Source organism: Arthrobacter sp. zg.Y820, assembly GCF_030125555.1.
In the GTDB taxonomy this organism is placed as follows: Bacteria; Actinomycetota; Actinomycetes; order Actinomycetales; family Micrococcaceae; genus Arthrobacter_B.
Genome location: NZ_JASKLX010000001.1, coordinates 212,266 through 238,499 on the forward strand (window position 1 = coordinate 212,266; position 26,234 = coordinate 238,499).

The window sequence follows — 26,234 nt, forward strand, 5'->3', positions numbered from 1 at the left end:
CATGAGGGATCCCATATCTCCGCAGAGCCCCGAAGAGCAACTGCTCATCGAGCGGGCCTTTCCCGTTCCGCAGCAGGCCGTCTATGACGCCTGGGCAGATCTGTCCGCCGCGACCGAATGGTGGGGGCCCGAAGGGTTCATGGTTCCGGCCGACCGCGTCAGCAGCGAGAACCGGGTGGGCGGGACCTACCGTGCCTGCATGGTCAACACGGTCACCGGCGACGAGCTGTGGTGGGGAGGCGTCCTGCGGAACATTGAGCCGCCGAACCGGCTCGCCATGACCCAGCAGTGGCTGGGCGCGGACGGAACCCCGGCGAGTTCGGAAACACTTATCACCGTGGACCTGTTCCCGCATCACGACGGCACGCGCATGGTTTTCCGGCAGGGACCGTTCACCGACCGGCGTGATGCGGACGGCCACCGGACGGGTTGGAACTCGTCCTTTGACCGGCTCTCGCGCTACCTTGCGCGGCACCGCGGCGAGTGACCGCGGCGAGCGTTTGCGGGGAGCGACCGCGGCGGATGCCGCCGTCGTCGTCGTGCGCGGTGTGATTCAGAACCTGCCGGGCGTGAAATAAGCCGGCGGCCTTTGCAGTTGCACCTAATAACGTGTCCGGGGCAAACAGCTCTGGGACACCCATGCAACGAAAGGCCGAAATTACATGACTGTCCCGCTTTCGATCCTCGATCTGGCCATCATCGACGAGGGCGAAACCGCGCGCGACTCCTTCGCGTCCAGCCTGGCCCTGGCCCGGCATGCCGAGAAGCTGGGCTACACGCGGATTTGGTACGCCGAGCACCACAACATGCCCACCATCGCCTCGTCCGCGACCAGCGTCCTGGTCGGTTACATCGCCGCCAACACGCAGAGCATCCGGTTGGGCGCCGGCGGAGTCATGCTGCCCAACCATGCACCGCTCACCATCGCTGAGCAGTTCGGCACGCTGGAAACCCTCTTCCCGGGGCGCATCGACCTGGGTCTGGGCCGTGCACCGGGCAGCGACCAAAAGACCATGCGCGCGCTGCGCCGCGACCCGATGTCGGCCGACAGCTTCCCGCAGGATGTGCAGGAGCTGCAGGGATACCTCACCGGCAACACGCTCATTCCCGGCATCGACGCCACCCCGGGGAAGGGCACCAACGTGCCGTTGTACATCCTGGGCTCGTCCCTGTTCGGCGCCAAGCTGGCTGCCGCGCTGGGGCTGCCGTACTCCTTTGCATCGCATTTCGCTCCGCAGGCCCTGCAGGACGCAGTGGCCATATACCGCCGCGACTTCCGGCCCTCCGAACAGCTGGCGGAGCCGTACGTCATTGCCGGCGTCAACGCCATCGCCGCTGACACCACGGAAGAAGCACGGCAGATGTTCGAGGACGGACAGCGCCGCCGCGTCACCCAGCTCTTCGGACGCGACCGGACCTTCACGCCCGAGGAAGCCGATCTCATCCTGGAATCCCCGGGCGGCCAGCAGGTCAAGCAGATGGGCCGCTACTCCGCAGTGGGCACCCCCGCCGAGGTCCGGGACTACCTGGACTGGTTCGCCACCCACGCCGACGCCGACGAGCTGATCATCGCCACCCAGACCGCCACCCTCGAGCCCCGGCTGCACTCGTTCGAGCTGCTGGCCGGGGTCACGGAGCTGGCCAAGGCATAGCCCGACGGCGCCGGTCCCGGTCCCTCGCGCTACGCTCGGCTGCCCTCGGCGTCCTCCGGGCGCCGGGCAGATTCCGGGCCGGGCTGGAGCACGGGCGGTGGAAGTCCCTCTCAGCTGCGAGAGAGCAGCTATGGCGGGTTTCGGCTTCCCCCGCGATCCGAGAGCGCAGATATGGCGGGTTAAATCGTGCTTTTCCCGCCATAGCTGCGCTTTCGCTGTGCCCGGCGGGCCGAAACCGACCATATCTGCGCTTTCGGTGTGGTCGGCAGTCCGAAGCGCAGACCGTGTCCGCCCGACCGCTGCGGTGCCTGTGCCAGAATCGACGCATGATTGAAACTCCGCAGGTCATCCAGTGTTCCGTCGGCATGCGCTGGGGAGACATGGACGCCTACGGGCATGTGAACAACGTGGAAATCCTCCGAATTCTGGAAGAAGCCCGCATCCATGCCTTCGGCCCGCCCGGCGGCACCGGGGGACCGGGCCGGGAACCCGTCGTCGCGCTCTTCAACAACGTGCCAGCGGGGACCCAGGCACTGGTCGCCGAGCACCGGGTGAAATACCTGTCACCGCTGACGTACCGGAACATTCCGGCTGACATTGCCGTCTGGATTAGTGCACTCAAAGGGGCCAGCCTCACCATTGCCTACGTCATCCGCGATCCCGTCACCGCGCAGACCTGCGCGAAGGCGGAGACAACCCTCGCCTTCGTCGACGGCGATACGGGCCGGCTGCTGCGGATTGCGCCGGAGCAGAAGGCTCTGATGCTGCCGTATCTCGGGGCTTCCGTTTTCTAGGCGATATGTCTTCCAACCGATAGGAAGAACCTCCAAACTATGGGGGCGCCGTCGCGGGCCATGAAGCCCGCCGTATCTGCACGCTGGAGCGGCCGGGTGAATCTCTCGTGCAGGTCAGGCACTCTGAAAGGCCGCATGGGAATCTCTCGTGCAGATCAGGCACTCTGAAGGGCCGTTTTCGTCGCTTTGAGGACGTGATCTGCACGAAGGATTTATCCGGAGGACCTGATCTGCACGAAGGATGCCGAAAAGCCCATTAGTGCCTCCCGCGGTGCCGCAACCGACCCCGAAAGTGCAGCTCTGGGGGGATACTGTCCGCGATAGTACAGATCTGAGGGGATTGGACCTTGGGATGAACCCGTTGACTGTCCAAACGCCCCACCCAACAAACACCCCGCCCAAAACCCACCCGTCCCGGCCAGTATCACTCGCCGGGACCGCCGCCACCGGTCCTTCAGCGCTGTGATAAAGATTGGGTGGCCGAAGCTGACGGAGTTTCGGGCCGGAGAGCATCGGATGGGCAGTGGCGCAGCGCAAGACAGACCGAAAGAATCTGCAGGGGGAACAGACCCGTACCCGGATTCTCGAAGAAACCATGCACCTGACCGCCCGGTATGGGTACGACGGCACCAAGCTTGCCATGGTCAGAAAGGCCACCGGCCTCTCAGCCAGTTCCATTTACTGGCATTTCGCCAACAAGGACCAGCTGATCGCAGCAGCCTTGGAACAAGCATTCACCGTGCAGTCGCAGTCCCTGCCCAACTGGTTGGAGTCTTCGCCGGGGGAGTCCCGGAGGGCCGACCTGTACAGCAATATCCTGCAGCTGCCCCGGCTTGACTCCAAGATGGATTACTGGCGGTTTGGCCTCCAGCTGACCGTGGTCCACCCGCCGGTCGCTTCACCGGCCCGGGACCGGTTCCTGCAGATCCGCCGCGAGAGCACTGACTGGCTGGCCCGGTGGTGGGAGCGGACCCTGCCGGAACAGATGGAGCAGCGAAAGGCTGCGGCGCTGCTGCTGGGCAGGTGCACCCTGGCTATCCGCGACAGTGAGTTCATCCAACGGCACGGCAGCCGGCAGCTCGACGGCGGCCGCGTCACCTGGCTGATCTCGGCATGCTTGGACATCATGGCGGACCTGACCGTTGAACTGGCTCCGGACCGGCGGCTTGATGCCGTGTTCGAGCCGGTACCGCCGGTCTACGAACCGGTCCCGTCTGCCGCGGCGGCCGGAGCCGAGGGCGGGCGCGAGGCGTTCCTGCGGGCTGCGGAGGAAACCATAGCGGAGTTCGGCTACGACGGCGTCACCGTCGCCAGAGTGTGCGAGAAGGCTGCCCTTCCAGCCAGTTCGCTGTACTGGTCCTTCAAGGACAAGGACGCCCTGATCGCGACTGTGATCGACAATGCCCGCCGCGGCTGGGAGACCGCACGGCCGAATCTGCAGCCGCGGCCCGCCGACGGCGACTGGTCGGTCATCCTGCGCGGGTTCTTCCTGCGTGCCCTGGAGGGTCGTGCCGCGGAAACACGGATCCGGCGGCTGGGACTGCTGCTGATGCTTCAACCCGCCGTTGGACCCGAGGGGAGCAGCCAGCGCCTGGAGCCGGTGCTGCAGAGCATGCAAAGCATGACCGGGGAATGGCTCCGAAGCGTGCTTTCCCCGGAGCTGGCGGAGGAACCGAGGGCGGAGCTGGCCGACTATCTGTCCGAGTGCATTTTCCGGATTCTTGACGGGCTTATGCTGAGCCGGCAGATCGACGGAAGCCACTGGGACCCCGAGGTGCTGGCGGAACTGACGAGCACGGCGCTGTACCGTGTCGCCGCCCTGGTTCAGGGCGGCGACACCATCCCCGGCGGATCCTGATCCCGGCAGCTGCTGGAACCAGGACCGTCCGGGACGCCGATCAGGGTTGGCTGCCGGCGGCCGCGCCAAGCGTCCTGGCGGCGGCCAGCAGCTCCTCGGCCCAGGCCAGGATCCGTTCCGCCGGGGCGGAGCTCGGCAGGTTAGCGATGCGCAGGACCAGCCGGACCTTCCCGGCCGCGTCGAACACCGGCGCGAGCAGGGAGTCGACGTCGTAGGTCTGGCCGGGTTCAAGGGTGACCGGCGCGTAGCTGCTGGAGGTGCGGGAGATGATCTCGCGGATGTCGCGCTCCTGGGCCGGCGTGTAGCCGCCGGAGGAGTACTCGCGCAGGGCCTCGATGATCCGTTCGTCCCGGTAGTCGCCGCGCATTGTCAACGACCAGCCGCGGCGCCGCACTGCTTCGAGGCGCTCACGGTACTGCTCCTGCGTGCATTCGTCGCTGGGCAGCGCCCGGGACAGCCATTGGTCAACCGCCGCGGCATCTTCCCAGGCAACGCAGAGCTCGCCCCAGGGCGGCATGAGCGGAATCCGTTCGCCCAGCCGTGCTTCGGCGTCGGAAGCTCCGGCAGTGGCAACATTGACTGCCATCTGGTCGCTGATTACGGCCATGGCGGTGCACTCCACTGACAGCGTGGCCGCCAGCCGGTCGATTTCCGCCCGGCCCCGTTCGGCCAGGCGCACACCGGTTATCAGGTCCGCCTCGAAAGGCGCGCTGAGCGACAGCGGAGCGAATCTTCCATAACCGCCCTGGAAAAACAGCAGCGGTGCCACCGGCCGGCAAACCTGCAGCTCGGACACGGCACCGATGACAATGTGGTGGTCCCCGGCGTCGTTGATTGATGCGAAGGTGCAATCAATGAAGGCGACGACGCCGTCCAGCACCGGCGCGCCCAGCGGCGACGGCTGCCAGGGCACGCCGTCGAACTTGTCGGCGGCCCGGCCGGCAAACCGGCGGCACAGGTCCTCCTGGTCCGCGGCCAGCACATTCACGCAGAAGGCCTTCGCGGTCCGCAGCCGCTGGAAGGTCTGCGAGGCCACGGTGGGCAGGAATGCAACCAGGGGCGGATCCAGGGACACCGAGGTGAAGGAACCCACGATCATGCCCACGGGCGCGCCGTCTTCGGCAATGCCGGTGATAAGGACCACACCGGTGGGGAAGTGGCCCAGCACATTGCGGAACGTCAGCGGATCGCCGGTGGCGGCACGCTGTTCTCCGATACTGATTTCGGTCATCGTATTTCCTTTGTCCAAACCATTTTCGGGCTAGTTCCGGGCCAGCAGATCCAGTGCCACGTCCACAATCATGTCCTCCTGGCCGCCCACCATCCGCCGCTTGCCCAGCTCCATCAGGATGTCGGTGGTGGGGATTCCGTACCGGGTGCTGGCGGTCTCGGCGTGGCGCAGGAAGCTGGAGTAGACCCCGGCGTAGCCAAGCGACAGGGTTTCCCGGTCCACCCGGACCGGGCGGTCCTGCAGCGGACGGACCAGGTCATCGGCGGCATCCATCAGGGCCGACAGGTTGCAGCCGTGGTCAATTCCGAACTTGTCAGCGGCGGCGATGAACGCCTCCAGCGGAGCGTTGCCGGCGCCGGCACCCATGCCGGCCAGCGAGGCATCCACCCGGTTGGCGCCGTGCTCCACGGCGGTCAGGGAGTTAGCCACGCTCAGCGAGAGGTTCTCGTGGGCGTGGATGCCGATCTCCGTGGCCGGATCCAGTACCTGCCGGAAGGCGTCCACCCGTTCGGCCACGCCCGGCATGGTCAGCGCGCCGCCGGAGTCGACCACGTACACGCAGGTGGCGCCGTAGCTTTCCATCAGCTTCGCCTGCTTGGCCAGCTCCGCCGGCGGGATCATGTGGGACATCATCAAGAAGCCCACGGTGTCCATGCCCAGGTTGCGGGCGGCGCCGATGTGCTGCGCCGACACGTCGGCTTCGGTGCAGTGGGTGGCTATGCGCACCACCGAGGCGCCGGCGCTGTTCGCGTCCTTGAGGTGATGGATGGTGGCGATGCCGGGCAGCGCCAGCGTGGCAACCTTGGCCTGCTTGACGGCGGCCGCGACGGCGGAGATCCACTCCAGATCGGTGTGCGCGCCGAAACCGTAGACACAGGAGGAGCCGTTGATGCCGTCGCCGTGGGCGACCTCGATGGAGGCGACGCCGGCGGCGTCGAGCGCGGTGGCGATCGCCACCGCCTGGTCCACCGTGTACTGGTGCCGGATGGCGTGCATGCCGTCCCGCAGGGTCACGTCGGAGATGTAGAGCCTGCTCATGCTGATGCCTCCTGCATTGCCGGGGTTGTGCCTGGTTCTTCGCCGCGCTTTTGGACCCCGCCGCGTTCGGCCCAGCGCTCGGCCACGGCCATTGCTGCGGAGGTCATGATGTCCAGGTTCCCGGCGTAGGCGGGAAGGTAGTGCGCAGCGCCGGTCACTTCGAGCATCACCGTCACGCGGGTGCCCTCGAATTTCCCCGAGCCCGGCATGTGGAGCGCGGTGTCTCCGGCGAAGGTTTCGAACTGCACTGCCTGCTTGAGCTTGTAGCCCGGAACGTATTTCTGCACCGCTGCGGCCATGGCGCCGATTGAGGCCTCGATGGCGGCATGGTCAGGCTGGCCCTCCACCAGGCAGTACACGGTGTTGCGCATCAGCATCGGCGGCTCGGCCGGGTTCATGATGATGATGGCCTTGCCCTCGGCCGCACCGCCCACCTCGACCAGTGCCTGCGAGGTGGTTTCGGTGAACTCGTCGATGTTGGCCCGGGTGCCGGGCCCGGCGGAACGGGACGCAACCGAGGACACGATTTCCGCGTACCGCACCGGTGCCACCTGCGAGACTGCGGCCACCATGGGCACCGTCGCCTGGCCGCCGCACGTCACCATGTTCAGGTTGGGTTCGTCCAGATGGTCCTCGAGGTTAACCACGGGGACGCAATAGGGCCCGACGGCGGCCGGCGTCAGGTCCAGCACCCGCACGCCGGTGTCCTTCAGCAGGTCCCAATTGGTCAGGTGGGCCGAGGCGCTGGTGGCATCAAAGACAACCTTGATGTCCTTGAAGTTGGGCAGGTCGAGCAAACCTTGGATGCCGTCGGCCGTTGTGGGAACGCCCATCCCGGCCGCACGCCGGAGCCCGTCGGAATCCGGATCGATTCCTACCATGGCTCCCATTTCCAGCCGTTCGGACCCGCGAATTACCTTGATCATCAGATCGGTGCCGATGTTGCCGGAGCCGATGATGGCCACCGGCCAGCGTTCGTTGTTGCCCACTAGTTCTCCTCATGTTTGATGCGGACCTGTCCAAGTCCCTGAATGCTTGCAACTGCGTTGGCGCCTGGGGGAAAGGCGACCATGGGACCGAGGGCGCCTGTCATCAGGACTTGTCCGGCCCGGAGCGGCCGCTCCAGCTGTGCCATGCGCCGAACCAGCCAAAGCGCCGCCCGGTAGGGGTGGCCGAGGCAGGCGGCGCCCGAGCCCACGGATTCCACCACGCCGTTGACCTCCATGACCATGCCGGCCACCGCGAGGTCCAGCGCCGACGGCAGCACCGGGCGCGTTCCGGTGACGATCCGTCCGCTGGAGGCGTTGTCGGCGATGGTGTCCAGGATGGAGATGTCCCAGTTCCGGATCCTCGAGCCGACGATTTCGATGGCGGGCAGCAGATGGTCCACGGCCGCTATCAGTTCGCTCAGGGTGGTGTCCGGTTCGACGAGATCCTTCTTCAGGACCAGTGCCACCTCGGCTTCCACCCGCGGCTGCAGGACCTCGCCGGCAGCGAGGATTTCACCGTCGGCAAGGCACATGTCGGCGAACAGGACGCCGAAGTCGGGCTGGTCCACGCCCATCTGGGACTGGACCGCCTTGGAGGTAAGGCCGATCTTGCGGCCGACCACCCGTCGGCCCTCCGCGATCCACACGTCCTCGTTTGCCCGCTGCACTGCGTAGGCGGCGCCGATCCCGCCGGCGGAAAGCGCATCGTGAATCGGATCGATCACCACGCCGTCCCGTTCGGCGCGACGCAAACGCGCGGCCAGTTCTTCAAGACCGGCCGTATCAGCAGGTGCTGTTTCGATGGTTGCCGTCATTAGTCCTCCCAAATGAGGGCTCCAGTATCACTTGGGTGGTGCGTGCGACGGCGCGGCAGTCCCGGAGAGCGGGATGGCAGCGGGTGGCGGCAGTTTGTCGGAGGCCTGTAGTGATGTGTACAGTGAACCCATGATGTGCTGCAGCTCACATCGCCGCAGCTTCGGCTGTCCCGCTATTGGTTAGCTGCGCCAAGGAGGTTTTACAGCCAATGAATGTCTGTCACTTGGTGCCACTGCGACGTGTGGCTCGTATTTTCGGGCGGTCCCGATGAGTGTTTCCACGAGTTCACGAAGCACTTCGGCAGTTGCCTGGCCGTCACCGGCAAGCGCACCGCCTCCGGCCATGGCGGCCAGAATGACGCTGATCATGGAGACGTTTGAGTCCCGGACGGTTCGGCTTCTGCTCGACGAGATTGCTACCCGGACGCGTCTTCCCCGGTCCACAACACACCGGATCCTGGACCAACTGGTTCAGCTGGGCTGGCTCGAACACACCCCCGACGGTTACGGAATGGGCTGGCGGTCACTGCAGTTCAGCGGGCTGGACGATGGAAACAGCCGGATCCGTGCCGAGGCTGCACCGCTGCTGCACAGCCTGCAGATGCGCACCGGGATGGTGGTGCATCTTGCCGTCCTCAAGGGAGCCAACATTCACTACTTGGATAAAGCAGGCGGCCGCTCGGCCACGTTGGTTCCGTCGCGCGTGGGCGGCATCGCTCCGGCGCATGCAACGGCACTGGGCAAGGCGATGCTCGCCTGGCTGAATCCCGAGCAGGTGGATGACCTGTTCAAGAACGGCCTGCCCCCGTCGACCGGACGGACGATCAGCGATTCGAGCACGCTCTACGCCGAGCTTCACCGCATCCGGCAGCGCGGCGGGCTGGCCTTCGAATCCGGCGAGAGCTACGAGGGCATCGCCTGCGTGGCGGCCGCAATCCGCAGCCGCCGGAAACCGGTGGCAAGCATTTCGCTGGTGGGGACGTGCTCCGATCCCATCGAACGGGTGGCCCCGCTGGTCATGGACGCCGCCCGCCAGGTGTCGGAGGCTCTGTTTCCCGGCCAGTAGCGTTTCTGTGCCGAGTATTTCGCTGCCGGGCGCGGGCATGTACTGGTCAGCTGCCGGCGGCCGGCGGGGTCAGCATGCCGCGAACCGAGCGGCGGCTGAACTTCCATCCCTGCGCGGTCCGAACGAGCTCGTCGGTGTAGATGCCGAGGGAATCGTTGAGGCTGCCGTCCAGGCGCCGGCCGAAGGCGTGAAAGTACGCGGTGCAGGCGGCGGAATTTCCGTCAACGGTGATGATGTGGTTGGACGTCAGATGACAGGTGCCGGCGTTGGAAGCCATGGTCGCTGCGAAGAACTCCCGGAGAGCCTTCGTGCCCTGAATCGCCGGGATTCCCCAGCCGCTGCCGTCCCAGACTCCGTCGTCGGTGAACAGGGACACCAGTTCGTCCAGCAGGCCGCCGTCGAGGTTGCCGGCGTACTCGTGCGTCAGCCGACGGATCTGTTCGATGTCGGTGATTCCGGCGTCGTTGTCCACGGTGCCGTTGCCCGCGTCGTTGCCCACGGTGCCGGGAAGGGATGAAGCTGTCATCGCGGGTCCTTGTCGGGGGAGGGTCGTCAGGAAGGAAAGGCAAGCAAGTCAGAAAGCCAGGTCCGGGGGGGAGACAGGGGCGGTTTCCCGCGCTCTGCCTCTCCGCCGGACCTGTTCCGGGCGAACCGCTAGTTAGCGGAAACGGTCTGGGGAGGTACAAACGCAGCGTAGGGCTCGCTCGCTGATTTGTCGTGTCCCCAGTAGCTTTCGGCGGTGATCTCCTCGGACGTGTAATACGTCTCGTCCACGAGCATTCCGGCCGTGCCGTATTCGATATCCCAGCCGCCGGGTGCGCGGACGTAGAACGAGACCATCTTGTCGTTGGTGTGGCGGCCCAGGGACGCGCTGAGGGTGAACCCCAGCTTGTTGACCTTGTCCTGGGCGCGGCCGACGGTGTCCAGGTCCTCGACCTCCACCATCAGGTGGACCAGTCCCGGCGCTTCGCCGTGCGGTGCCGGGCCGATGGCCAGGCTGTGGTGGCGCTGGTTGATCCCGAAGAAACGGAATCGAACGGCCGGACGGCGCGCTCCGAGGCGGACGGCGCCGCGCGGCAGGAAGCCCAGGACATTCGTGTAGAAGGAGGTGGTTTCCTCCATCTTGGTGGTGGGCAGCACTACGTGGCCCATGCCGTGGTCCCCGGTGATGAACTTCTGTCCGTATCCGGTCAGCACCGGGCTGTGGTCCAGGCGGGGGCCGAAGAAGATCTCCACGGGGGTGCCGCCGGGATCGGTGAAGGTAATGACCTGCTCCAGGCCGCGCTCGTCGGAGGCTTCTTCGCTGAGCCAGGTGACGGGGAAACCCGCTGCTTCCACATCCTTGGCCACGGCGGCCAGCGCGAACTGGTCGCGGACCTCCCAACCCACTGCCAGGACCTTGTCGGAGTCGCCCGGAAGCACGATCAGGCGGGCTTCGCGTTCGTCCATCCGCAGGTACAGGCCCTCCGGATTCGGGCCCTTCGCCTCAGCGAATCCCAGGCCGTCGAGGGTCAGTTCGCGCCAGCGGTCAATGTGCTGGGTCTGGACTTTCAGATAGCCCAGTCCTCGGATATGCGTCATGTCATTCCTCGCTTTACTTTTGGGTGTTGCTGCCAAATGGGGGGGAGGCGCCTAGACCATGCCGGTCAGGTTGGCCGGCGGTTCCATGCCCAGCTCCGTGAGGACTGCGGCATGGTAGTTGGGGCCCGGCACATGGATGGCGTGGGCCAGGCCCATGTGCGCATCGCGCCAGAAGCGCTGGATGGGGTTGTTCAGGCGCAGTCCGTTGCCGCCCGAGCGGGAGAGGATGGCGTCGATTCCGGCAGTGGCACGCCAGGCTGCCTGGATCTGCGTCCGGCGGCCCACCGCCCGCTGTTCCAGGGTGACCTCGCGGCCGGCTGCGACGGTGTCATAGATCCTGTTGATGTTGTCCAGCAGCGCCGTCCTGGAGGCCCGGATCTCGCCGGCGGCCTCGCTGACCGCGTACATGCTGTACGGGTCATCGGTGCTCTTGGAACCGTTGACCTGCTGGCGGTTGCGCTGGTAGTTCAGGTGGGCCTGCAAGGCACCCTCTGCGATGCCCACGACCGCGGCGGTGAGGCCGAGGGGGAACAGGCTGTAGAACGGGATCCGGTGGATCGGCTCGGTTTTGCCCGCGTCACGGGCCACCTTGCCGGAGAAAAGGTCAGCCTGCTTCAGCACGCGGTATTCCGGGACGAAGACGTCCTTGATGATGACGTCCTTGCTGCCGGTGCCCCGCAGTCCCACGACCTCCCACGAATCCTCGACAATCGTGTAGTCGGCACGGGGAATGACGACGTGCAGGGACTGGCGCGGGACGGCCGGCTTGCCCTCGCTGTCGCCGAGGAACGCCCCGAGAATGACCCAGGAGGCATGGTCCGTGCCGCTGGAAAACTGCCAGTGTCCGCTGAGCCGGTAACCGTCGTCGGTCGGGGTGGCAACGCCCATGGGCGCGTAGGGGGAGGAGACCCAGGTGTCCTGGTCAGCTCCCCAGATTTCCTCCTGCAGCTTCGGGGACATGACGTCCAGCTCCCAGGGATGGACGCCGACGACGCCGGCAACCCAGCCCGCGGCTCCGTCAAGGCTGGCGATCTTCATGACCGTTTCGGCGAAGTCCGCCGGATGCGCCCGGGTGCCGCCGTATTCAACCGGAGCAAGCAGCTTCATGACCCCGGACTGGCGCAGGATGTCAACGGTGCCGTCACTGAGTTTGCCCAGATCTTCATTGATCTGTGCGAAGGAGCGAAGCTCCTCCCCGCGCTCGGTCAGCACGTCTGAACATGCGGTAATCGTCATTGGATCGCTTCTCGCTTTCTCTCCGGGGCGCAGACCGCCACTTGTGCAAAATCTAGGCGCGTTTCCGCCGGGGGAGCGGGAAATGTCCCAGTCACCGGGATTTGCCGCCCGGCCTGTCGCAGCCCCGATTTATCCCGGTCATCGAGACCCGTGCAACGGCCCGAGCGGGCACTGTTTATGGTTCTCGTAGACCGAAGAGATTCGCACATCGAGGAGCCTGAGAAATGACCACGGACCTTCGCCACGAGCCGGGCAAGACGGCCCCGATCAGTGATGGATCATCCCTGCGCGAGCTGCAGACGGAGCACGGGGTGCTGCGCTACCACGAAGCCGGCGACGGACCGCCGCTGGTGTTCCTGCACGGTTCCGGCCCCGGGGTGACCGGCATGCGGAACTTCGGGGGCATCCTTCCGGCGTTCGCCGAGCACTTCCGCTGCTACGTGCTGGAGTTTCCGGGCTTCGGCGTCAGCGACGCCACTGACCTGCATCCCATGCAGGCGGGCGCACAAGCGGTCACCGATTTCCTCGACGGCCTGGGCCTGGACCGCGTTGACATCATCGGCAACTCGATGGGCGGCATGATCGGCACCCGGTACGCCATCAGCCATCCCGACCGGGTTCGCCGCCTGGTGACCCTGGGTGGCATGGGCGTGAACATTTTCAGCCCTTCGCCCGCTGAAGGCATCAACCTCCTGATCGCCTTCACCGAGGACCCCACGCGGGAACGGCTGGTTCAGTGGCTGCGGTCCATGGTTTACGACCAGGAGCTGGTCACTGAGGAACTGATCAACGAGCGCTGGCAGCAGGCGACGGATCCGTTGACCCTGGCCAGTGCGCGGAAGATGTACAGCAGGGCGGCAATGAAGGCGACGGCGGCTGCGGCAGCCGCTTCAGATGCGGCGCCCGGTTGGACCCAGCTGCACAAGCTCAAGGCCAAAACCCTGATCACCTGGGGGCGTGATGACCGCGTCTCCCCGCTGGACGGTGTGCTTGTTCCGCTGCGGACCATTCCCGATGTGGAACTGCATGTGTTCCCCAACTGCGGCCACTGGGCCATGATCGAGCAGAAGGCGGCCTTCGAGAGCACTGTCCTCGCGTTCCTGCGGCGGGAAGAGGTTCCAGAGTGAACAATGCGATGACGAGCAATGCGATGACGAACGATGCGAAAACGAGCAATGCGATGACGAACGAAGCTATGACGAGCGTAAAGAGTGCGGCAGTGAACACCGTGACCACGGAGATCGCGACCACGGAGACCGTGACGGCGAACGCCGCGCCGGCGGCCACCCCGCTGCAGGTGCGGGTGGTTGAGGTGATCCGCGAAACAGCTGACGCGCACACACTGGTGCTGGAGCCTGCGGGCGGCAGCGGGGAAACCATCAGCTACAAGCCCGGACAGTTCCTGACGGTTCGGATACCGAGTGAGCGGCCGTCCGGCGCCGCCCGCTGCTACTCCCTGTGCAGCTCGCCGCTGCAGGACGAAAAGCTGAAAATCACCGTCAAGCGAACCCGGGAGGGCTACGGTTCCAACTGGCTCTGCGACAACGTGGTGGAAGGACACATGCTGGACATCCTGCGTCCCGCCGGTACCTTCACTCCGCACTCGCTGACCACTGACTTCCTCCTCTTTGCCGGCGGCAGCGGGGTGACCCCGGTGATGTCCATCATCAAGTCAGCCCTGGCCGGGGGAACCGGGCTCATCACCCTGATCTACGCCAACCAGGATGAATCGTCGGTGATCTTCCGCGAGGAGCTCATCGCGTTGACCAAAGCGCATCCGGGCCGGCTCAACGTAATTCACTGGCTGGGAACCGTTCAGGGCCTGCCCGACACAGCGTCCATCGGTGCCCTGGCTGCTCCGTACACCGACCGGGAAGTATTCATCTGCGGCCCGGGACCGTTCATGGACTGCGTCGCGTTATCCCTGAACACGCTGGGCATGCCGCCGGAGCGGATCCACATCGAACGCTTTACGTCCCTGGGGACTGATCCCTTTGCCCCCGTGGCCGTCGTCGTCGACGACACAACGGGGGAGAACGCGGTTGTGGAGGTGCAGCTGGACGGCCAGAGCAGCTCCGTGGCCTGGCCCGGCGGAAACCGTCTCTTGGACGTCCTGCTCAACGCCGGCCTCGACGCACCGTTCTCCTGCAGGGAGGGCGCCTGCAGCGCCTGCGTCTGCAGAGTCCTCGAAGGCGAGGTGCGGATGGAAAAGAACGAGGTTCTGGATGACACGGACCTCCGCGAGGGCTACACGCTGGCATGCCAGGCGGTCCCCGTCAGCGCGAAGGTCAGGGTTACGTACGACGAGTAGGGCCCCGAAGCCTGAACACACACGAAGAAGGAGGAGAGCCGGAAATCCGGCCCTCCTCCTTCTTCGTTGTATTGCCTTCTTGGAGCTGCGTGCTTCCGGGAACTACTGATCGAGCTCGTCCCGATAGACGACTTCGATCCTGCCTTCCACCGAGGCCTGGCGGATGCTGGCCGCCAGCGTCTCGCAGCCGGCGAACTGTTCGGCGGGATTGTCCCCGCGGCAGGAGAGCGGTCGTTCCCTGCAGGCACTCTGGGCTGCCGCGTTCCACTGGATGCTGGTCTGCTGCCAATCCGACTTGCGGACCAGCACGGTGGCGGCACATTCACCGCAGCCCAGCGGCTGCATCGGGGTGTCTATGAGCCTGACATCGGAGGGTGCTGCCATCAGATCAGCTGTCCCGCTGCAGCCTTGCGCAGCGCCAGGTTCTGCGCCACTTCCTTCTGCCAGCTTTCATTGGGCCTGCTGGTGTCCAGCTCGTGCTCAAAGCGGTCAGTCATCTCCGGCGTGACATCGGCAACGTCAACGAAGAACTGCTCGTACCAGCGGCGCAGCTGGTAGACGGCGCCGTCCTCCTCGCACAGGAGCGGGTTGTCGATCTGGGCCTTGTTCTGCCAGATCTCCACATCCTGGTTGAAGCCGTGCAGGATGTGCTTCGCCTGGGTGGCCGCGATCTCGTCGGGGTCGCCCACCAGTTCCGGCCTCTTCTCCACGATGATGCCGGACATCAGCACAAAGGAGTTCTCATCAATGGGGTAGTGCGCATTGAGAAGGACGGTTTTCATGTCGAAGTTCTCATAGACGTACGTCAGGTCATCGATCATGAAGGAAGGGCCGTAGTAGGACGCCACTGAACTGGTCTTCACCATCTTCGGGGCGGCGGGATCGGGGTTCGGCGGGGCAAGATCCTCACGCCTCTTCCCGTCGAAATACTGCGTGGCAATGTGGCCCTCGAAAACGTTCTTGAAATACGTCGGGAAGTTTCCGTGGATGTAGAAGAAGTGAGCCATGTCGACAACGTTGTCCATGACTTCACGGGTGCTGGTGTTGACCACAAGTTCGTTCCAGACCCATTTGGTCCAGCCATCATCCTGCGCGCCCTGGATCCGGGGGATGACGACGTCGGCCGGCGGCGGGTTTCCTTCCGGGTCGTTCCAGATGAACAACAGCCCGTCCTGTTCGAGCGTCGGCCAGGTGCTGGTCCGGGCGCGCAGCGGAACGCGGCGGCTGTACGGAATGGCCTTGCAGCGGCCGTCGCCGCCCCAGCGCCAGTCGTGGAACGGGCAGGCAATCTCGTTGCCCTTGACCGTGCCCTTTGACAGGTCCCCGCCCAAGTGGCGGCAATTGGCGTCGAGGACGTTGACCTTGCCGTCTTCTCCGCTGAAGATCACGAGCTTCTGGCCAAACGCGTTAATGGTGTGCGGAGTGCCGTCCTTGAACTTCTCCACCAGGCCCAGACAGTGCCAACCGCGGGCGAACCGCGTGCGTACTTCGCCGGTTTCGATCTGTCTGATTTGGTCCTGGTCTGACTCAACAATGCTCATGCGGAATTCGTCCCTTCGGATATTCGGAGTCGAACGTCTCGAAACTTGAATCTACGCACACGCGAACGGGCGCAGGACGGCCAGTCCCGATGTGTGGGACAGGGGGAGCACTTGTTTTTTCCGGCTGAGAATCTGGAGGGCAGGCCTGCCTGCGGAAGCTTGCATGGAGGCCTGCGTTCCACCGGCGACGACGAAAAGGGAAACCATGGCAAGCGGCCAGACAGCTAGGCAGGATTGGGACGGCGAATTCGACGTCGTTGTGGTGGGTTCCGGGGCAGGTGCCATGGCTGGAGCGTTCAGTGCGGCCTCCCGCGGGCTGAAAACGGTGGTGGTGGAGAAAACCAACCTCCTGGGCGGAGCCTCGAGCTACGCCGGGGCCTCCTGCTGGCTTCCGGGCACCCAGGTGCAGGAGAGGGCCGGAGTCGAGGATTCAACCGAGGCGGCGGCCGCCTATTTGGAGTCCCTGCTGGGCACGGAACAGGCCGAGCGCCGGGAGGCCTTTCTGGCCACCGCGCCGGAACTGGTCAAGGCGCTTGAACACGATCCGGCGCTCGAATTCCGCTGGACCGCCTTCCCCGACTATTTTGCGGGTCCGGGAAGGATGGATCTGGGACGCTCCATGATGCCCGTGGCTCTTCCGCGGGAGGAAATCGGCGAGCTGGCCGACTTGGTGCGCCCGCCCATCGACCGTGACAACCGCGGGGAACAGCATCCGGACGGTCCGCTCACCGCGGGCCAGGCCCTGATCGGACGCCTGCTGCTGGCCTTCACGAACACCGGCAACGGCGTGGTCCGCACCGGAACGGCGATGACGGATCTCATCGTCGAGGACGGAAAGGTCCTGGGAGTGGCGGTGGACACCGCCGACGGCCCGCAGCGCCTGCGCGCCGCATCGGGAGTGCTCCTTGGCGCCGGGGGCTTTGAGGGCAACGAACAGATGCGCCGGGAGAACGGAACCCCCGGATCTGCCAGCTGGAGCATGTCTCCGCGCAGCGCCAACACAGGGACGGCCATCCGGGCCGCACAGGAGGCCGGAGCCGCCGTCGACCTGATGGATGAGGCGTGGTGGTGCCCCGGAACGGAGCAGCCCTCAGGAAAAGCCGCGTTCACCCTCGGCTTCCGCGGCGGTCTCATGGTGGACGGTAACGGAAAACGCTACGCCAACGAGTCCCTGCCGTACGACCAGATGGGCCGCGAAATGGCCGCCGCCGCGGCGGACCGCATTCCCTCCTGGTTCATCTTCGATTCCCGCTTCGGCGGCCAGCTGCCCGCCATCATGCGGCCCGACAACACGCCGCCCGCCGAGCACCTTGCCGCCGGAACCTGGATCCAGGCCGAGTCGCTGGGTGAACTTGCCGAACGCACCGGCCTTCCCGCCGGCGCACTCGCGGAGTCCGTGCAGCGGTTCAACGGATTCGCCGCCGCCGGTGTCGATGAGGACTTCCACCGAGGTGAGGACCCCTACGACCTCTTCTTCGCGGATCCCTCGCATGGACCCAACCCTGCCCTCGTGGCACTGGATCAGCCGCCGTACTTCGCCGCGCGGATGGTGCTCAGCGATCTGGGCACCAAGGGCGGCCTGCGCACGGACAAGGATGCCCGCGTGCTCACCGGCAGCGGAGAACCGATTCCGGGGCTCTACGCGGTGGGCAACTCGAGTGCCTCCTTCTCCGGCCGGTTCTACCCGGGTCCCGGCATCCCGCTCGGCACAGCAATGGTCTTCGCCTACCGCGCGGTACAGGCCATGGCCGGGCCGGCGGCGGAGCGGTAGCGCAACGACGACGGCGGTAGCCGGCGCTTGGCCGCCGCTGCCGCTGCCGCCGTCGTCGTGGTCGTCGAACCGGCCCCTGGGCTGCTCCCGGGCCTGTTGCCGCCACCGCTCCACGGCTAGCATTTTCCCTACGGCCAGCGGCCGTCTCCGGCGCCCTCCTCCGCAATGCCAGCCCCGCCCTCCCGGTGTTATTGACGCCGCTGACTGTCCGGAACCGCCCTCCGGTCCCGGCCATGCATCGTGAGGAGAACATCGTGTGGTGGCACAATCTGGGAATCACGCCGTTGGAAGGACTGTGGGTCGTCCTGTCGGCATTTGGCATCTATGCGGCATTTTTCGTCCTCATCCGCTTGGCCGGACAGCGCGCACTGGCCAGCTGGTCAACGATGGACAAGGCCATCGTCATTGCCTTCGGATCGGTGCTGGGGCGCGTCGTGCTGGGGTACACCCCCACGCTGGCCGCCGGCGTCATTGCGCTGGCGACCATGTTTGCGCTGTTCCGGCTCGAGGCCCTCCTGCGGCGGACCAGGCGCGGCGCCTACCTTTCGAGCACACCGATTCTGCTGATGGCCGGAGACCAGGTCGTGGCGTCCGGCCTCCGTGCGGCCCGAATCGTGGAGGACGAGGTTTACTTCAAACTGCGCCAGGCGGGCATCAGGAACTTCTCCGAAGTCGGTCTGGTCATTCTGGAACCCACGGGAGACGTCAGCGTTCTGCGCCGCGGGGAACTCATCGACCCCGTGCTCCTGAGCCGAATCACGGACAAGGGCAGCATCCCGGCCCACCTGTTGCTGCCCGGATAAGCGGACTCCCGGCGGGGTCTCCGGCCCGCTGAAGGCCGTCCGGGGCAGGGCTGGAAATGACCGGCGCGGAGGCCGGTTACCCCTTTGGGCAAATGTGGTGTAGAGTCATACTCAGTTGTTGGTTGTTGCGCATTTTGTATTTCAAGTGGCGAAACCCAAACGGGCTAGCCGCTTTTCTGTAAAAGCGGTAAGGAACACCGCGACTGAAGCTCCCCGAAAGTCGGGAATCGCTTCAATCCAGAAGGAATATTAAAATGGCTACAGGTACAGTAAAATGGTTCAACTCCGAAAAGGGCTTCGGCTTCATCGAGCCGGATGACGGAAGCGCCGACGTGTTCGCTCACTACTCCGCTATCAACTCCAATGGTTACAAGTCCCTGGACGAGAACCAGAAGGTTTCCTTTGATACCGAGCAGGGCCCCAAGGGTCCCCAGGCTACGAACATCCAGGCGCTCTAATCTAGAGACTTTGGTTCAGTACTTGTACTGATCTGCCTTACAAAAGCAGGACGGGTTTCCCGTCCTGCTTTTGTGTTTAACTGCAGTCGTCCGATGGCCCGGCCTGCCTGATGGCCCGCCTGCCTGATGGCCCGGCCCGCCTGATAATCGAGTAGTGCCGTTGGACCCGTCAGCCTGGGCAACGCGACCCCGAAATTCGTTCGGTTTGGCCTGAATCGACGGTTTTGGGAAATCCCTGCCACTGCGGACCTGCAGGAATTTCCCAAAACGGCTACGGAATCCCGAAATGGCAGCCGAATCCGGAAACGGCGGGAGAAACAGGCTGGTCCAGATCCGGTCAACCCAAGCCAGGACCGCCCGGTAGCGGTAATTCGGCCAGTTGTTCCGCCGCGACCCCTGCGCGCCGCACTGGTTCCCACTGTTTGACCACTCCTGGGGCTGGTGGGGTCACGAGAGTGCACATCTGCCACAAAGGGTGGGAACCCGTGTGCCAGCAGGCCCAAAAGCACCCGGAATGACCCAGGAACCGCCAGAACCCCTCCCGGCAGGGGGGGAGCACGGAGGTGCCCCGCCCCCGGCCGGGTTCCCTAGGGGTCAGCCCCGTGCCCCGGCACGTTCCACGGGGACCAGCCGCGTCCCCCGAGGATCAGTCGCGGGCCCGCAGGGCGCTTTCCCGAATGTACTGCTCCACCCGCGTGTAGGCGTCCCGGGTGAGCGCCTTCCACAGCTCCATCGCCAGCCGTGGGTTCTCCTCCTCCAGAGACTCCATCGCGTCGGCGGTCAGGACCTTGAGCCGGACCTCGCCGGCCGCCTTCACCGTTGTTTCCTGCCGCTTATCCGTGCCCAGGGCCATTTCGCCGAAGGTCATGCCGGGGCCGAGGGTGGTGAGCTTGATCCGTGAACCGTCCGGCGCGGGCATGGATGTGGCAATCGTGCCCGAGACGATGAAGAACACCCCGCCGAACCGCTGCCCGACCCGTCGGACCAGGTCACCGTCTTCGTAGACCAGGTCTTCCATCCGTTCCTGGACCGCCTGCGCATCCTCCGGGTCGAGATGGCTCAGGACCGGCGAATCGACGGGTTCCATGATGTCCGGCATGACCAGCTCGGATCCGTAGGCATCAATGAGCTGCGTCTCGCAGTGTTCGACGGCGGCATTGCGGGTCGCGAAGGACGGCACCTCCCAGCCCCGCTTCGCCAGCTCATCGGTGACCGTTCCTTCGCCATCGACCAGCACCAATCCGCGGCCGCTCTCGACCAGCATCTCCGCGGACTCGGCGAACAGGCGGAGCGCCACCTCGGACACCTCGTCGACGCTGCGCAGATCCAGGACCACGACTTCGACGTCGTCGTCCAGCTGGGAAAGCGCCCGCACCACCGATTCCGCCCCGGCGAAGAGCAGATCTCCGTTGAGCTCCAGGACTTGCGCGCGGTGGCCGTGGCTGCGGAGCACTTCAACGGCTTCATCGGTGCGCCGGATGCCTGAGGGTGCGGCAGTGATGTCGTAGACGTTGCGGATGGCGGAGCGGCCGGTGCGGGCTGCCCGGACGAAATGCAGCTGCATGTCGTGGGAGATCCGCTGGCTGGTGGCGACGCCGCGGACACTGGAGCCGTGCGCGTCCAGCGGGGGAGAGTACACGGCAAGGCCCACCTGCCCGGGCAGGACGGCGATGGTTCCGCCGCCAACCCCGGATTTGGCCGGCATGCCGACACTGGAAAGCCAGGCGCCGGCGTCGTCGTACATGCCGCAGGTGGCCATCACTGACAGGACGCGTTCCACGGAGGCAATGTCCAGGACCTGGTCGTCGGTGATCGGATTGCGGCCGCTGTTGGCCAGGGTGGCCGCCATCCGGGCGAGGTCCAGCGCGTTGACCATGACCGAGCACTGGCGGAAGTAGTCCTTGATGACCGGTGTGGGATCGGATTCGATGATGTCGAAGGACCGCAGGAGATAGGCCAGGGCATGGTTGCGGTGGCCGGACTTGAGCTCGGACCGATAGATCCGTTCGCTCACGGACAGCTGGCGGCCGGCGAAGGCCGAATAGGTGTTCAGGATCCGGTTGAAGCGGGTGATGCCGCCGGAGCCGCGCACCAGGGAAGTGGCGGTAAGGGCCCCCGCGTTGATCATGGCGTTGGCCGGGCGTCCGGTTCCTTCGGCCAGGGACATCTCGTTGAAGGAATCTCCGGAGGGCTCAACGTCGACTTTGGCGTCCACGGCTTCCATGCCGCGGTCCGCCAGTGCCAGCCCGTAGGTGAAGGGCTTGGAGATGGACTGGATGCTGAATTCCTCCCGGGTGTCGCCAATCTCATAGACGTACCCGTCGGCCGTTGCCAGCGCGATGCCGAAATTATCCGGGTTTACGTTGGCCATGGCCGGAATGCTGCTGTACGGCTTGCCATCCTTCAGCTCCGCGATCTCCGCGTGGATTTGTTGAAGGTAGGTGTCGATGGGGGAGGACATGGGGGGAAGACCGGGGGAGGAGGCTGCGGCAGGCTCATGGGATGAACCCGAAGCGGCGGAAACGGTGGTGGAACGCATACCTCAAGCCTAACGAGTAGTGCGGGCACTGAGGGTGCCCCCCTGAAGGGGCCCTGTGTATACTGGACCCAGTTGTAGCGTTGGGCATCTTGTGTTCAAGCGGCGAAACCCAAATCAGGGGCAAGCCGCTTTTTCTGTCAGGTGCCACTTTCCGGCGCCGCAGCGTGAAACTCCCCGAAGGTCGGGGGTGGTTTCTTTAGAAGGATGATTAAAAATGGCAACAGGTACCGTGAAATGGTTCAACTCCGAAAAGGGCTTCGGCTTCATCGAGCCCGATGACGGAAGCGCCGACGTTTTCGCTCACTACTCCGCTATCAACTCGAGTGGCTACCGCTCGCTTGAAGAGAACCAGAAGGTTAGCTTCGACACCGAGCAGGGCCCCAAGGGTCCCCAGGCCGTAAACATCCAGGCCCTCTAAATCTATTTTTAGGTTCCTCCGGGAATCGGCTTGAATAAGAAGCAGGACGGGAAGTGATTCCCGTCCTGCTTCTGCGTTAACGGTGCCGCGGGCTGCGCCCTACAGTCGGGTGAGCCTGGCGTCGTCATCGGGCGCCGCCGCCTCGCGGGGCGCCTGAGCTGCCGGCTGCTCCGGAACCTCCGGCAGGACCACGGCCCGGCGGCGCTTCTTGCTCTTCACCGACCGCCCGTAGACCAGATACATGGTCGCCCCCATGATGATCATCAGCAGGACGGTGTAGACGAAGGTCAGGGCCATGGCGTCGCTGATGTTCTCGCCCTGGGTGCTGTTCTTGATGACGATGCCCAGTGGTTCGTACAGGGGATGGTAGAGAAACACGGCCGTGTCGTAGTCATCCAGGAGGCTGTTGAAGTTCAGCGCGGTGATGGCCGCCGCCGCCGGAAGCACAATGGGCAGCAGCACCCGCCGGAAGGTGTAGAGCGACTTCGCCCCGAGGATCGACGCTGCGTCCTCAAGGGAATCGCTGACCGAATAGAACGCAGCCTTGAGCATGCGCAGCGTGAATGGAATCTTGATGATGATGTAGGCGGCCAGCAGCACCCACGCGGTCCCGGTCAGCACCTGACCGCCAAGGAACGCCGACGGCCGGTCGAAGGTCATGATCAGGCCCAGCGCAATGAGCGTCGAGGGCAGGATCCAGGGAATGTGCAGCAGGTACTCCGCGGCCGTCGTGATCGGATTCCGGTACTTCTGCACCATCCGGGCCACAAACAGCAGACCGCCGACGACGACGACCGCCGCCACCGCGCTGTAGGCCACGCTGACGGCGAACGGCCGGAAGGCGGACTCGTCGGTGAACACGGTGAGGTAGTTGTCCAGCGTGAAACGATCCCAGGCGAGCGTGGCCGAGGAGATGCTGGCGGTGTCGGTGAAGGAGAAGAGGACGATCAGCAGGATCGGCAGCGAGTACACCAGGAACAGTGCGTAGGCGGCAATGTGAACCAGGACGTTGGCCACCGGGTTTTCGATCTTTTGCTTTTGCATCCCGGCGGAGACCTTGGAGACGGAGAAATACGTGCCGCCCCGTTCCACCCGGCTCATGATGGCGAGCATCACCACTGTGGCCAGGCCCAGGATCAGGGCCAGTAGCGCTGCGATGTCTCGGGAAGTCGAGCTGCCCGAGAAGGTCAGGATCATCGGGCTGATGGTCTGGAAGTTCTCCCCGCCCAGCACCTGCGGTGCGGTCAGGGCGCTAAGCCCGCCCAGGAACACCAGGATGGTGATCGCGAACAGCATGGGCCGCATCATGGGCAGCACGATCCGCCAGAGGATCCGCAGCGTGGAGGCCCCCATATTCCGGGCCGCCTCGATGGTCTGGTAGTCCACTTTGCTCAGGGCCGACGAGAGGAACAGCATGTGGTTGGAGGTCGTGGAGAACGTCATGACGAACACCACTGCGAAGAACCCGCTGAACCAGCCCGGATCCAGTCCCGGGAACCACCCCAGGAGCAGGTTAGTGACAAAGCCGTTCTGGCCGTAGATGAATTTGTACCCGGCGACCAGGACAATCCCGCCATAGATCAGCGTGGTGGCGTACCCGAGCCACAGGATCCGGGCACCCTTGATGTCGAAGTACTGGGTGACCAGGACAATGAAAATACCCACGGCATTGACGGAAACGGACAGGACCACGGCGAGGATGAAGCTGTTGGTCAGGGACTTCATTGCCCGGTCCGAGCTCAGCAGTTTCTCGACCGCCCGTCCGGAGAACTCGCCCTTGGGAAAGAACGTCTCAGTCAGGAGGTTGATGTTGGGCAGGATCAGGAAGGTGCTGATGAACCACACCAGCACGAGGGAGGTCACCACCACCAGCGGGGAGCGCAGCATGCTCTTGACGGATGTTTTCATCTGCTCGGAGCCTAGTACTGCAGAACGTTCGCGGGATCGATGAACAGATCGGCGCTGTCGCCCACATCCATCCGGGTCAGCCCGTTCTCGGTGACGAGGGCCTTGATCCGGTTCTGGCCCGTGGTCACCGTGTAGCGCGAATGCATGCCGTGATAGCTGCGGGCAGACACCACGCCGTTGAGCTTCACCGCCCCGGGGCTGGCGGTCACGGGATCCAGGGACACCTTTTCCACCCGGAGGTAGGAGCTTTTTGCCGGATCCAGGGCCGCAGGGGAGCGTTCGTTCAGGCGGTGCACCAGCTCGGCATCCAGGATGTTGATGTCTCCGATGAAGTTGCAGACAAATTCCGTGGCGGAACGCTCGTAAATTTCCTGTGGCGGCCCGACATGCTCGACCACGCCCTTGTTGAACACTGCGATCCGGTCGGACATGGTGAGGGCTTCGTCCTGGTCGTGGGTGACGTAGACCGTGGTGATGCCGAACTGGCTCTGCAGGTCCTTGAGCTGGCTGCGCAGCTGGACGCGCAGCTTGGCGTCCAGGTTGGAGAGCGGTTCATCCAGCAGCAGGATTTTCGGTTTGAGCACCAGGGCGCGGGCAATGGCGACGCGCTGTTGCTGGCCGCCGGAAAGCTCCGAGACGTTCTTTTGCAGCTGTTCGTCGCTCAGTTCCATCTGACCGGCGATCTCGGTGACGAGCCGGGCGGTGTCGGTCTTGGAGTCCTTGCGCACCTTCAGGCCAAAAGCGATGTTTTCCCAGACATTCATGCTGGGGAACAGTGCATAGTTCTGGAACACCATGCCGATGCTGCGCTTGTCGCTGGAAAGGTGGGTGACGCGCTTTCCGTCCACAAACACGTCTCCGCGGCTGGGACTGATAAACCCGGCGAGCGTGCGCAGCGCCGTGGTCTTTCCGCAGCCCGAAGGGCCCAGGAGGGTGAAAAACTCACCCTCCTGAATCTCCAGGTCGAGCTGGGGAATGGCGACGAAATCGTCGAACGAAACCTCAATGTTGTCGTACCGGATCATCATTTTTCCTGTCAGGGCATGTATTCGAGTTCGATTTTTTCCACCCACGCGGAGATATTGTCCCGAACGAACAACCAGTCCATCTCCTGCGGGGGAATCGCCTCATAGGCCTCGAGCACTTCGGGATCGGTCATTTCCAGCGCCTTTTGGTTGGCCGGAAGGCTGGCGAACTCGGCGGCAAAGGCACCCTGCGTTTCGCCGCTGCCGAACCAGTCGATGAACCGCTCCGCCTCGGTCTGCGTATCCGTGCCCTTGATGATGCCCACCTGCTCCACGGCGTACGGGACCCCGACCTCCGGGGCCATGACGCCGGCGTCGATGCCGTACTGCGCTTCGCGGGCAGGAAGGCCGCTGATGGTCATCTGCCCCATGTCCACGGTGCCCGCGGCCATGCGGGCAAAGAGGTCTTCGCCTTCCACGGCCTTGGAGCCGTTTTCGAAGTAGCCGCGGACCTGCTCCCAGCCCTCGTCGGAAATGCCCAGGTCACCGGACTCATCCGGATAGCGGGTCAGGATGCTGGCCATGATGATCTGCTGCGTGGCCCCGGCCAGGGTGCTGACGGATTCGTAGCGTCCCTTGTACTGCTCGTCGGTCCACAGGTCGGTCCAGTCTTCGGGTGCGTCGGCTTCCGGAACGGCCGCGGTGTTGTAGGCCAGCACGATGCCCTGCTGCACGATCGGCCAGAAGGTTTCGCCGTCGCCCAGGCCCTCATCAACGTCACCGGACCACTCGGGCGTGTAGGGCTCCAGCAGGTCTTCGGCCTTGATCTGTTCGAAGTACATGTTGTTCAGCCCGAAGACGACGTCGGCCACCGGGTTGCCGCCCTCGGCGATGATGCGGTTGGTCAGGTCTCCGCCGCCGAGCCCGACGATCTCCAGGTTGAAGCCCGCTGCCGTGGCCTGCTCCTTGAGCCAGTCACCCTTTCCGTCCGAGTCGGAGTTGGTGTAAACCACCAGCGTGGCCCCTTCGGAACCGCCTTCGTTACTGGAGCCGGCGGAAGAATCGCCGCATCCGGTGAGCAGCAGCGCTGCTGCCAGTCCGGCCCCGATGAATTTTTTACGCACGTCGTCGTGTCCTTTCAGTCCCCCCGGCCAAGCGCCGCGATGGCCTGAACCTATCCCCGATGTGCCGGTTCTGCAATCACCGACATTGGCGGGGCGGCCGAGCGAAATTTCCGCTCTGTTCCCACGCGCGTCCATA

General features: G+C 64.8%; 24 protein-coding genes. 11 read left to right on the plus strand and 13 right to left on the minus strand.

The genetic code is table 11. The annotated features are described in order from the left end of the window. The first annotated feature begins 1 nt into the window (after window position 1). The 4 genes from QNN99_RS00930 (at window position 2) to QNN99_RS00945 (ending at window position 4,304) form a co-directional block, all read left to right on the plus strand. Window positions 2–487, plus strand: coding sequence for an SRPBCC family protein (locus QNN99_RS00930; protein ID WP_229964554.1), 486 nt, complete (start codon window positions 2–4; stop codon window positions 485–487). Window positions 488–662: 175 nt separating this feature from the next. Beyond that, window positions 663–1,652: an LLM class flavin-dependent oxidoreductase gene (locus QNN99_RS00935; protein WP_229964555.1), complete on the plus strand. Its 990-nt coding sequence runs from the start codon at window positions 663–665 to the stop codon at window positions 1,650–1,652. 326 nt (window positions 1,653–1,978) lie between these two features. Then, complete coding sequence (locus tag QNN99_RS00940) at window positions 1,979–2,446, plus strand: acyl-CoA thioesterase (RefSeq protein WP_229964556.1); 468 nt, start codon at window positions 1,979–1,981, stop codon at window positions 2,444–2,446. A gap of 523 nt (window positions 2,447–2,969) precedes the next feature. Beyond that, window positions 2,970–4,304 (plus strand): TetR/AcrR family transcriptional regulator, encoded by a 1,335-nt coding sequence (locus QNN99_RS00945; RefSeq protein WP_229964557.1) that lies wholly within the window; start codon window positions 2,970–2,972, stop codon window positions 4,302–4,304. Window positions 4,305–4,344: 40 nt separating this feature from the next. Here QNN99_RS00945 and QNN99_RS00950 read toward each other — a convergent pair whose 3' ends face one another. The 4 genes from QNN99_RS00950 to QNN99_RS00965 are packed head-to-tail and all read right to left on the minus strand — an operon-like array spanning window position 4,345 to window position 8,377. Continuing rightward, a complete protein-coding gene (locus tag QNN99_RS00950) occupies window positions 4,345–5,535 on the minus strand; it encodes a flavin reductase (RefSeq protein ID WP_229964558.1) in 1,191 nt (396 codons plus the stop codon). A 30-nt stretch (window positions 5,536–5,565) separates the two neighbouring features. Next, complete coding sequence (gene dmpG, locus QNN99_RS00955) at window positions 5,566–6,573, minus strand: 4-hydroxy-2-oxovalerate aldolase (protein WP_229964559.1); 1,008 nt, start codon at window positions 6,571–6,573, stop codon at window positions 5,566–5,568. Further along, window positions 6,570–7,562 carry an acetaldehyde dehydrogenase (acetylating) gene (locus tag QNN99_RS00960; RefSeq protein ID WP_284015412.1) on the minus strand — a complete coding sequence of 331 codons (993 nt, stop codon included), beginning with the start codon at window positions 7,560–7,562 and terminating at the stop codon, window positions 6,570–6,572. The genes dmpG and QNN99_RS00960 overlap by 4 nt, the downstream gene beginning before the upstream one ends. After that, window positions 7,562–8,377 carry a 2-keto-4-pentenoate hydratase gene (locus tag QNN99_RS00965; protein ID WP_229964560.1) on the minus strand — a complete coding sequence of 272 codons (816 nt, stop codon included), beginning with the start codon at window positions 8,375–8,377 and terminating at the stop codon, window positions 7,562–7,564. Before QNN99_RS00965 ends, QNN99_RS00960 begins: the two co-directional genes overlap by 1 nt. A gap of 355 nt (window positions 8,378–8,732) precedes the next feature. Between QNN99_RS00965 and QNN99_RS00970 the strand changes: the two genes are divergently transcribed. Beyond that, complete coding sequence (locus QNN99_RS00970) at window positions 8,733–9,443, plus strand: IclR family transcriptional regulator (RefSeq protein WP_229964561.1); 711 nt, start codon at window positions 8,733–8,735, stop codon at window positions 9,441–9,443. A gap of 46 nt (window positions 9,444–9,489) precedes the next feature. Here QNN99_RS00970 and QNN99_RS00975 read toward each other — a convergent pair whose 3' ends face one another. The 3 genes from QNN99_RS00975 to QNN99_RS00985 form a co-directional block, all read right to left on the minus strand. Continuing rightward, window positions 9,490–9,969: a nuclear transport factor 2 family protein gene (locus QNN99_RS00975; RefSeq protein WP_229964562.1), complete on the minus strand. Its 480-nt coding sequence runs from the start codon at window positions 9,967–9,969 to the stop codon at window positions 9,490–9,492. Window positions 9,970–10,097: 128 nt separating this feature from the next. Then, window positions 10,098–11,024: a VOC family protein gene (locus QNN99_RS00980; RefSeq protein WP_229964563.1), complete on the minus strand. Its 927-nt coding sequence runs from the start codon at window positions 11,022–11,024 to the stop codon at window positions 10,098–10,100. A gap of 51 nt (window positions 11,025–11,075) precedes the next feature. Next, window positions 11,076–12,260: an acyl-CoA dehydrogenase family protein gene (locus tag QNN99_RS00985; RefSeq protein ID WP_229964564.1), complete on the minus strand. Its 1,185-nt coding sequence runs from the start codon at window positions 12,258–12,260 to the stop codon at window positions 11,076–11,078. Window positions 12,261–12,484: 224 nt separating this feature from the next. On the opposite strand from QNN99_RS00985, the gene QNN99_RS00990 reads away from it, so the two are divergent. Together QNN99_RS00990 and QNN99_RS00995 are read left to right on the plus strand one after the other, a co-directional pair. Further along, on the plus strand, window positions 12,485–13,387 hold the full coding sequence (locus QNN99_RS00990) for an alpha/beta fold hydrolase (RefSeq protein ID WP_229964565.1): 903 nt from the start codon (window positions 12,485–12,487) through the stop codon (window positions 13,385–13,387). Between the two features lie 53 nt (window positions 13,388–13,440). After that, window positions 13,441–14,571 (plus strand): ferredoxin--NADP reductase, encoded by a 1,131-nt coding sequence (locus QNN99_RS00995; protein ID WP_229964566.1) that lies wholly within the window; start codon window positions 13,441–13,443, stop codon window positions 14,569–14,571. A 102-nt stretch (window positions 14,572–14,673) separates the two neighbouring features. Here the strand turns inward: QNN99_RS00995 and QNN99_RS01000 are convergent, their stop codons facing one another. Continuing rightward, entirely contained in the window at window positions 14,674–14,955 is a 282-nt protein-coding gene (locus QNN99_RS01000) for a hypothetical protein (RefSeq protein ID WP_229964567.1), read from the minus strand. Beyond that, complete coding sequence (locus QNN99_RS01005; protein ID WP_229964568.1) at window positions 14,955–16,112, minus strand: 3-ketosteroid-9-alpha-monooxygenase, oxygenase component; 1,158 nt, start codon at window positions 16,110–16,112, stop codon at window positions 14,955–14,957. The genes QNN99_RS01000 and QNN99_RS01005 overlap by 1 nt, the downstream gene beginning before the upstream one ends. A gap of 205 nt (window positions 16,113–16,317) precedes the next feature. Between QNN99_RS01005 and QNN99_RS01010 the strand changes: the two genes are divergently transcribed. The 3 genes from QNN99_RS01010 (at window position 16,318) to QNN99_RS01020 (ending at window position 19,144) form a co-directional block, all read left to right on the plus strand. Then, the gene (locus tag QNN99_RS01010) at window positions 16,318–17,883 is read left to right on the plus strand and encodes an FAD-dependent oxidoreductase (RefSeq protein WP_229964569.1); all 1,566 of its coding nucleotides are present in this window, start codon (window positions 16,318–16,320) and stop codon (window positions 17,881–17,883) included. Between the two features lie 233 nt (window positions 17,884–18,116). After that, window positions 18,117–18,686 carry a DUF421 domain-containing protein gene (locus QNN99_RS01015; RefSeq protein ID WP_229964570.1) on the plus strand — a complete coding sequence of 190 codons (570 nt, stop codon included), beginning with the start codon at window positions 18,117–18,119 and terminating at the stop codon, window positions 18,684–18,686. A gap of 254 nt (window positions 18,687–18,940) precedes the next feature. Beyond that, complete coding sequence (locus tag QNN99_RS01020; RefSeq protein ID WP_104055090.1) at window positions 18,941–19,144, plus strand: cold-shock protein; 204 nt, start codon at window positions 18,941–18,943, stop codon at window positions 19,142–19,144. 646 nt (window positions 19,145–19,790) lie between these two features. On the opposite strand, the gene glsA is transcribed toward QNN99_RS01020, so the two are convergent. Then, window positions 19,791–21,683: a glutaminase A gene (glsA, locus tag QNN99_RS01025; protein ID WP_229964571.1), complete on the minus strand. Its 1,893-nt coding sequence runs from the start codon at window positions 21,681–21,683 to the stop codon at window positions 19,791–19,793. 214 nt (window positions 21,684–21,897) lie between these two features. Here glsA and QNN99_RS01030 point away from each other — a divergent pair, with 214 nt between their 5' ends. Beyond that, entirely contained in the window at window positions 21,898–22,101 is a 204-nt protein-coding gene (locus QNN99_RS01030) for a cold-shock protein (protein WP_104055094.1), read from the plus strand. A 99-nt stretch (window positions 22,102–22,200) separates the two neighbouring features. Here QNN99_RS01030 and QNN99_RS01035 read toward each other — a convergent pair whose 3' ends face one another. The 3 genes from QNN99_RS01035 to QNN99_RS01045 are packed head-to-tail and all read right to left on the minus strand — an operon-like array spanning window position 22,201 to window position 26,098. Next, window positions 22,201–24,009: an ABC transporter permease gene (locus QNN99_RS01035; protein WP_229964572.1), complete on the minus strand. Its 1,809-nt coding sequence runs from the start codon at window positions 24,007–24,009 to the stop codon at window positions 22,201–22,203. A gap of 11 nt (window positions 24,010–24,020) precedes the next feature. After that, window positions 24,021–25,034: an ABC transporter ATP-binding protein gene (locus QNN99_RS01040; protein ID WP_229964573.1), complete on the minus strand. Its 1,014-nt coding sequence runs from the start codon at window positions 25,032–25,034 to the stop codon at window positions 24,021–24,023. A gap of 11 nt (window positions 25,035–25,045) precedes the next feature. Continuing rightward, window positions 25,046–26,098: an extracellular solute-binding protein gene (locus tag QNN99_RS01045; RefSeq protein WP_229964574.1), complete on the minus strand. Its 1,053-nt coding sequence runs from the start codon at window positions 26,096–26,098 to the stop codon at window positions 25,046–25,048. Window positions 26,099–26,234: the final 136 nt, after the last annotated feature.

Bases quoted from the DNA above. Each gene is read 5' to 3' on its own strand.
- dmpG (WP_229964559.1), bottom strand. From the start codon at position 6,573: ATGAGCAGGCTCTACATCTCCGACGTGACCCTGCGGGACGGCATGCAC.
- QNN99_RS01035 (WP_229964572.1), bottom strand. From the start codon at position 24,009: ATGAAAACATCCGTCAAGAGCATGCTGCGCTCCCCGCTGGTGGTGGTG.
- QNN99_RS00930 (WP_229964554.1), top strand. From the start codon at position 2: ATGAGGGATCCCATATCTCCGCAGAGCCCCGAAGAGCAACTGCTCATC.
- QNN99_RS01015 (WP_229964570.1), top strand. From the start codon at position 18,117: ATGCATCGTGAGGAGAACATCGTGTGGTGGCACAATCTGGGAATCACG.
- QNN99_RS00970 (WP_229964561.1), top strand. From the start codon at position 8,733: ATGACGCTGATCATGGAGACGTTTGAGTCCCGGACGGTTCGGCTTCTG.
- QNN99_RS01000 (WP_229964567.1), bottom strand. From the start codon at position 14,955: ATGGCAGCACCCTCCGATGTCAGGCTCATAGACACCCCGATGCAGCCG.
- QNN99_RS00990 (WP_229964565.1), top strand. From the start codon at position 12,485: ATGACCACGGACCTTCGCCACGAGCCGGGCAAGACGGCCCCGATCAGT.
- QNN99_RS00965 (WP_229964560.1), bottom strand. From the start codon at position 8,377: ATGACGGCAACCATCGAAACAGCACCTGCTGATACGGCCGGTCTTGAA.
- QNN99_RS00935 (WP_229964555.1), top strand. From the start codon at position 663: ATGACTGTCCCGCTTTCGATCCTCGATCTGGCCATCATCGACGAGGGC.
- QNN99_RS01040 (WP_229964573.1), bottom strand. From the start codon at position 25,034: ATGATCCGGTACGACAACATTGAGGTTTCGTTCGACGATTTCGTCGCC.
- QNN99_RS01030 (WP_104055094.1), top strand. From the start codon at position 21,898: ATGGCAACAGGTACCGTGAAATGGTTCAACTCCGAAAAGGGCTTCGGC.
- QNN99_RS01005 (WP_229964568.1), bottom strand. From the start codon at position 16,112: ATGAGCATTGTTGAGTCAGACCAGGACCAAATCAGACAGATCGAAACC.
- QNN99_RS00950 (WP_229964558.1), bottom strand. From the start codon at position 5,535: ATGACCGAAATCAGTATCGGAGAACAGCGTGCCGCCACCGGCGATCCG.
- QNN99_RS00995 (WP_229964566.1), top strand. From the start codon at position 13,441: ATGACGAACGAAGCTATGACGAGCGTAAAGAGTGCGGCAGTGAACACC.
- QNN99_RS00975 (WP_229964562.1), bottom strand. From the start codon at position 9,969: ATGACAGCTTCATCCCTTCCCGGCACCGTGGGCAACGACGCGGGCAAC.
- QNN99_RS00940 (WP_229964556.1), top strand. From the start codon at position 1,979: ATGATTGAAACTCCGCAGGTCATCCAGTGTTCCGTCGGCATGCGCTGG.
- QNN99_RS00980 (WP_229964563.1), bottom strand. From the start codon at position 11,024: ATGACGCATATCCGAGGACTGGGCTATCTGAAAGTCCAGACCCAGCAC.
- glsA (WP_229964571.1), bottom strand. From the start codon at position 21,683: ATGCGTTCCACCACCGTTTCCGCCGCTTCGGGTTCATCCCATGAGCCT.
- QNN99_RS01010 (WP_229964569.1), top strand. From the start codon at position 16,318: ATGGCAAGCGGCCAGACAGCTAGGCAGGATTGGGACGGCGAATTCGAC.
- QNN99_RS01020 (WP_104055090.1), top strand. From the start codon at position 18,941: ATGGCTACAGGTACAGTAAAATGGTTCAACTCCGAAAAGGGCTTCGGC.
- QNN99_RS00985 (WP_229964564.1), bottom strand. From the start codon at position 12,260: ATGACGATTACCGCATGTTCAGACGTGCTGACCGAGCGCGGGGAGGAG.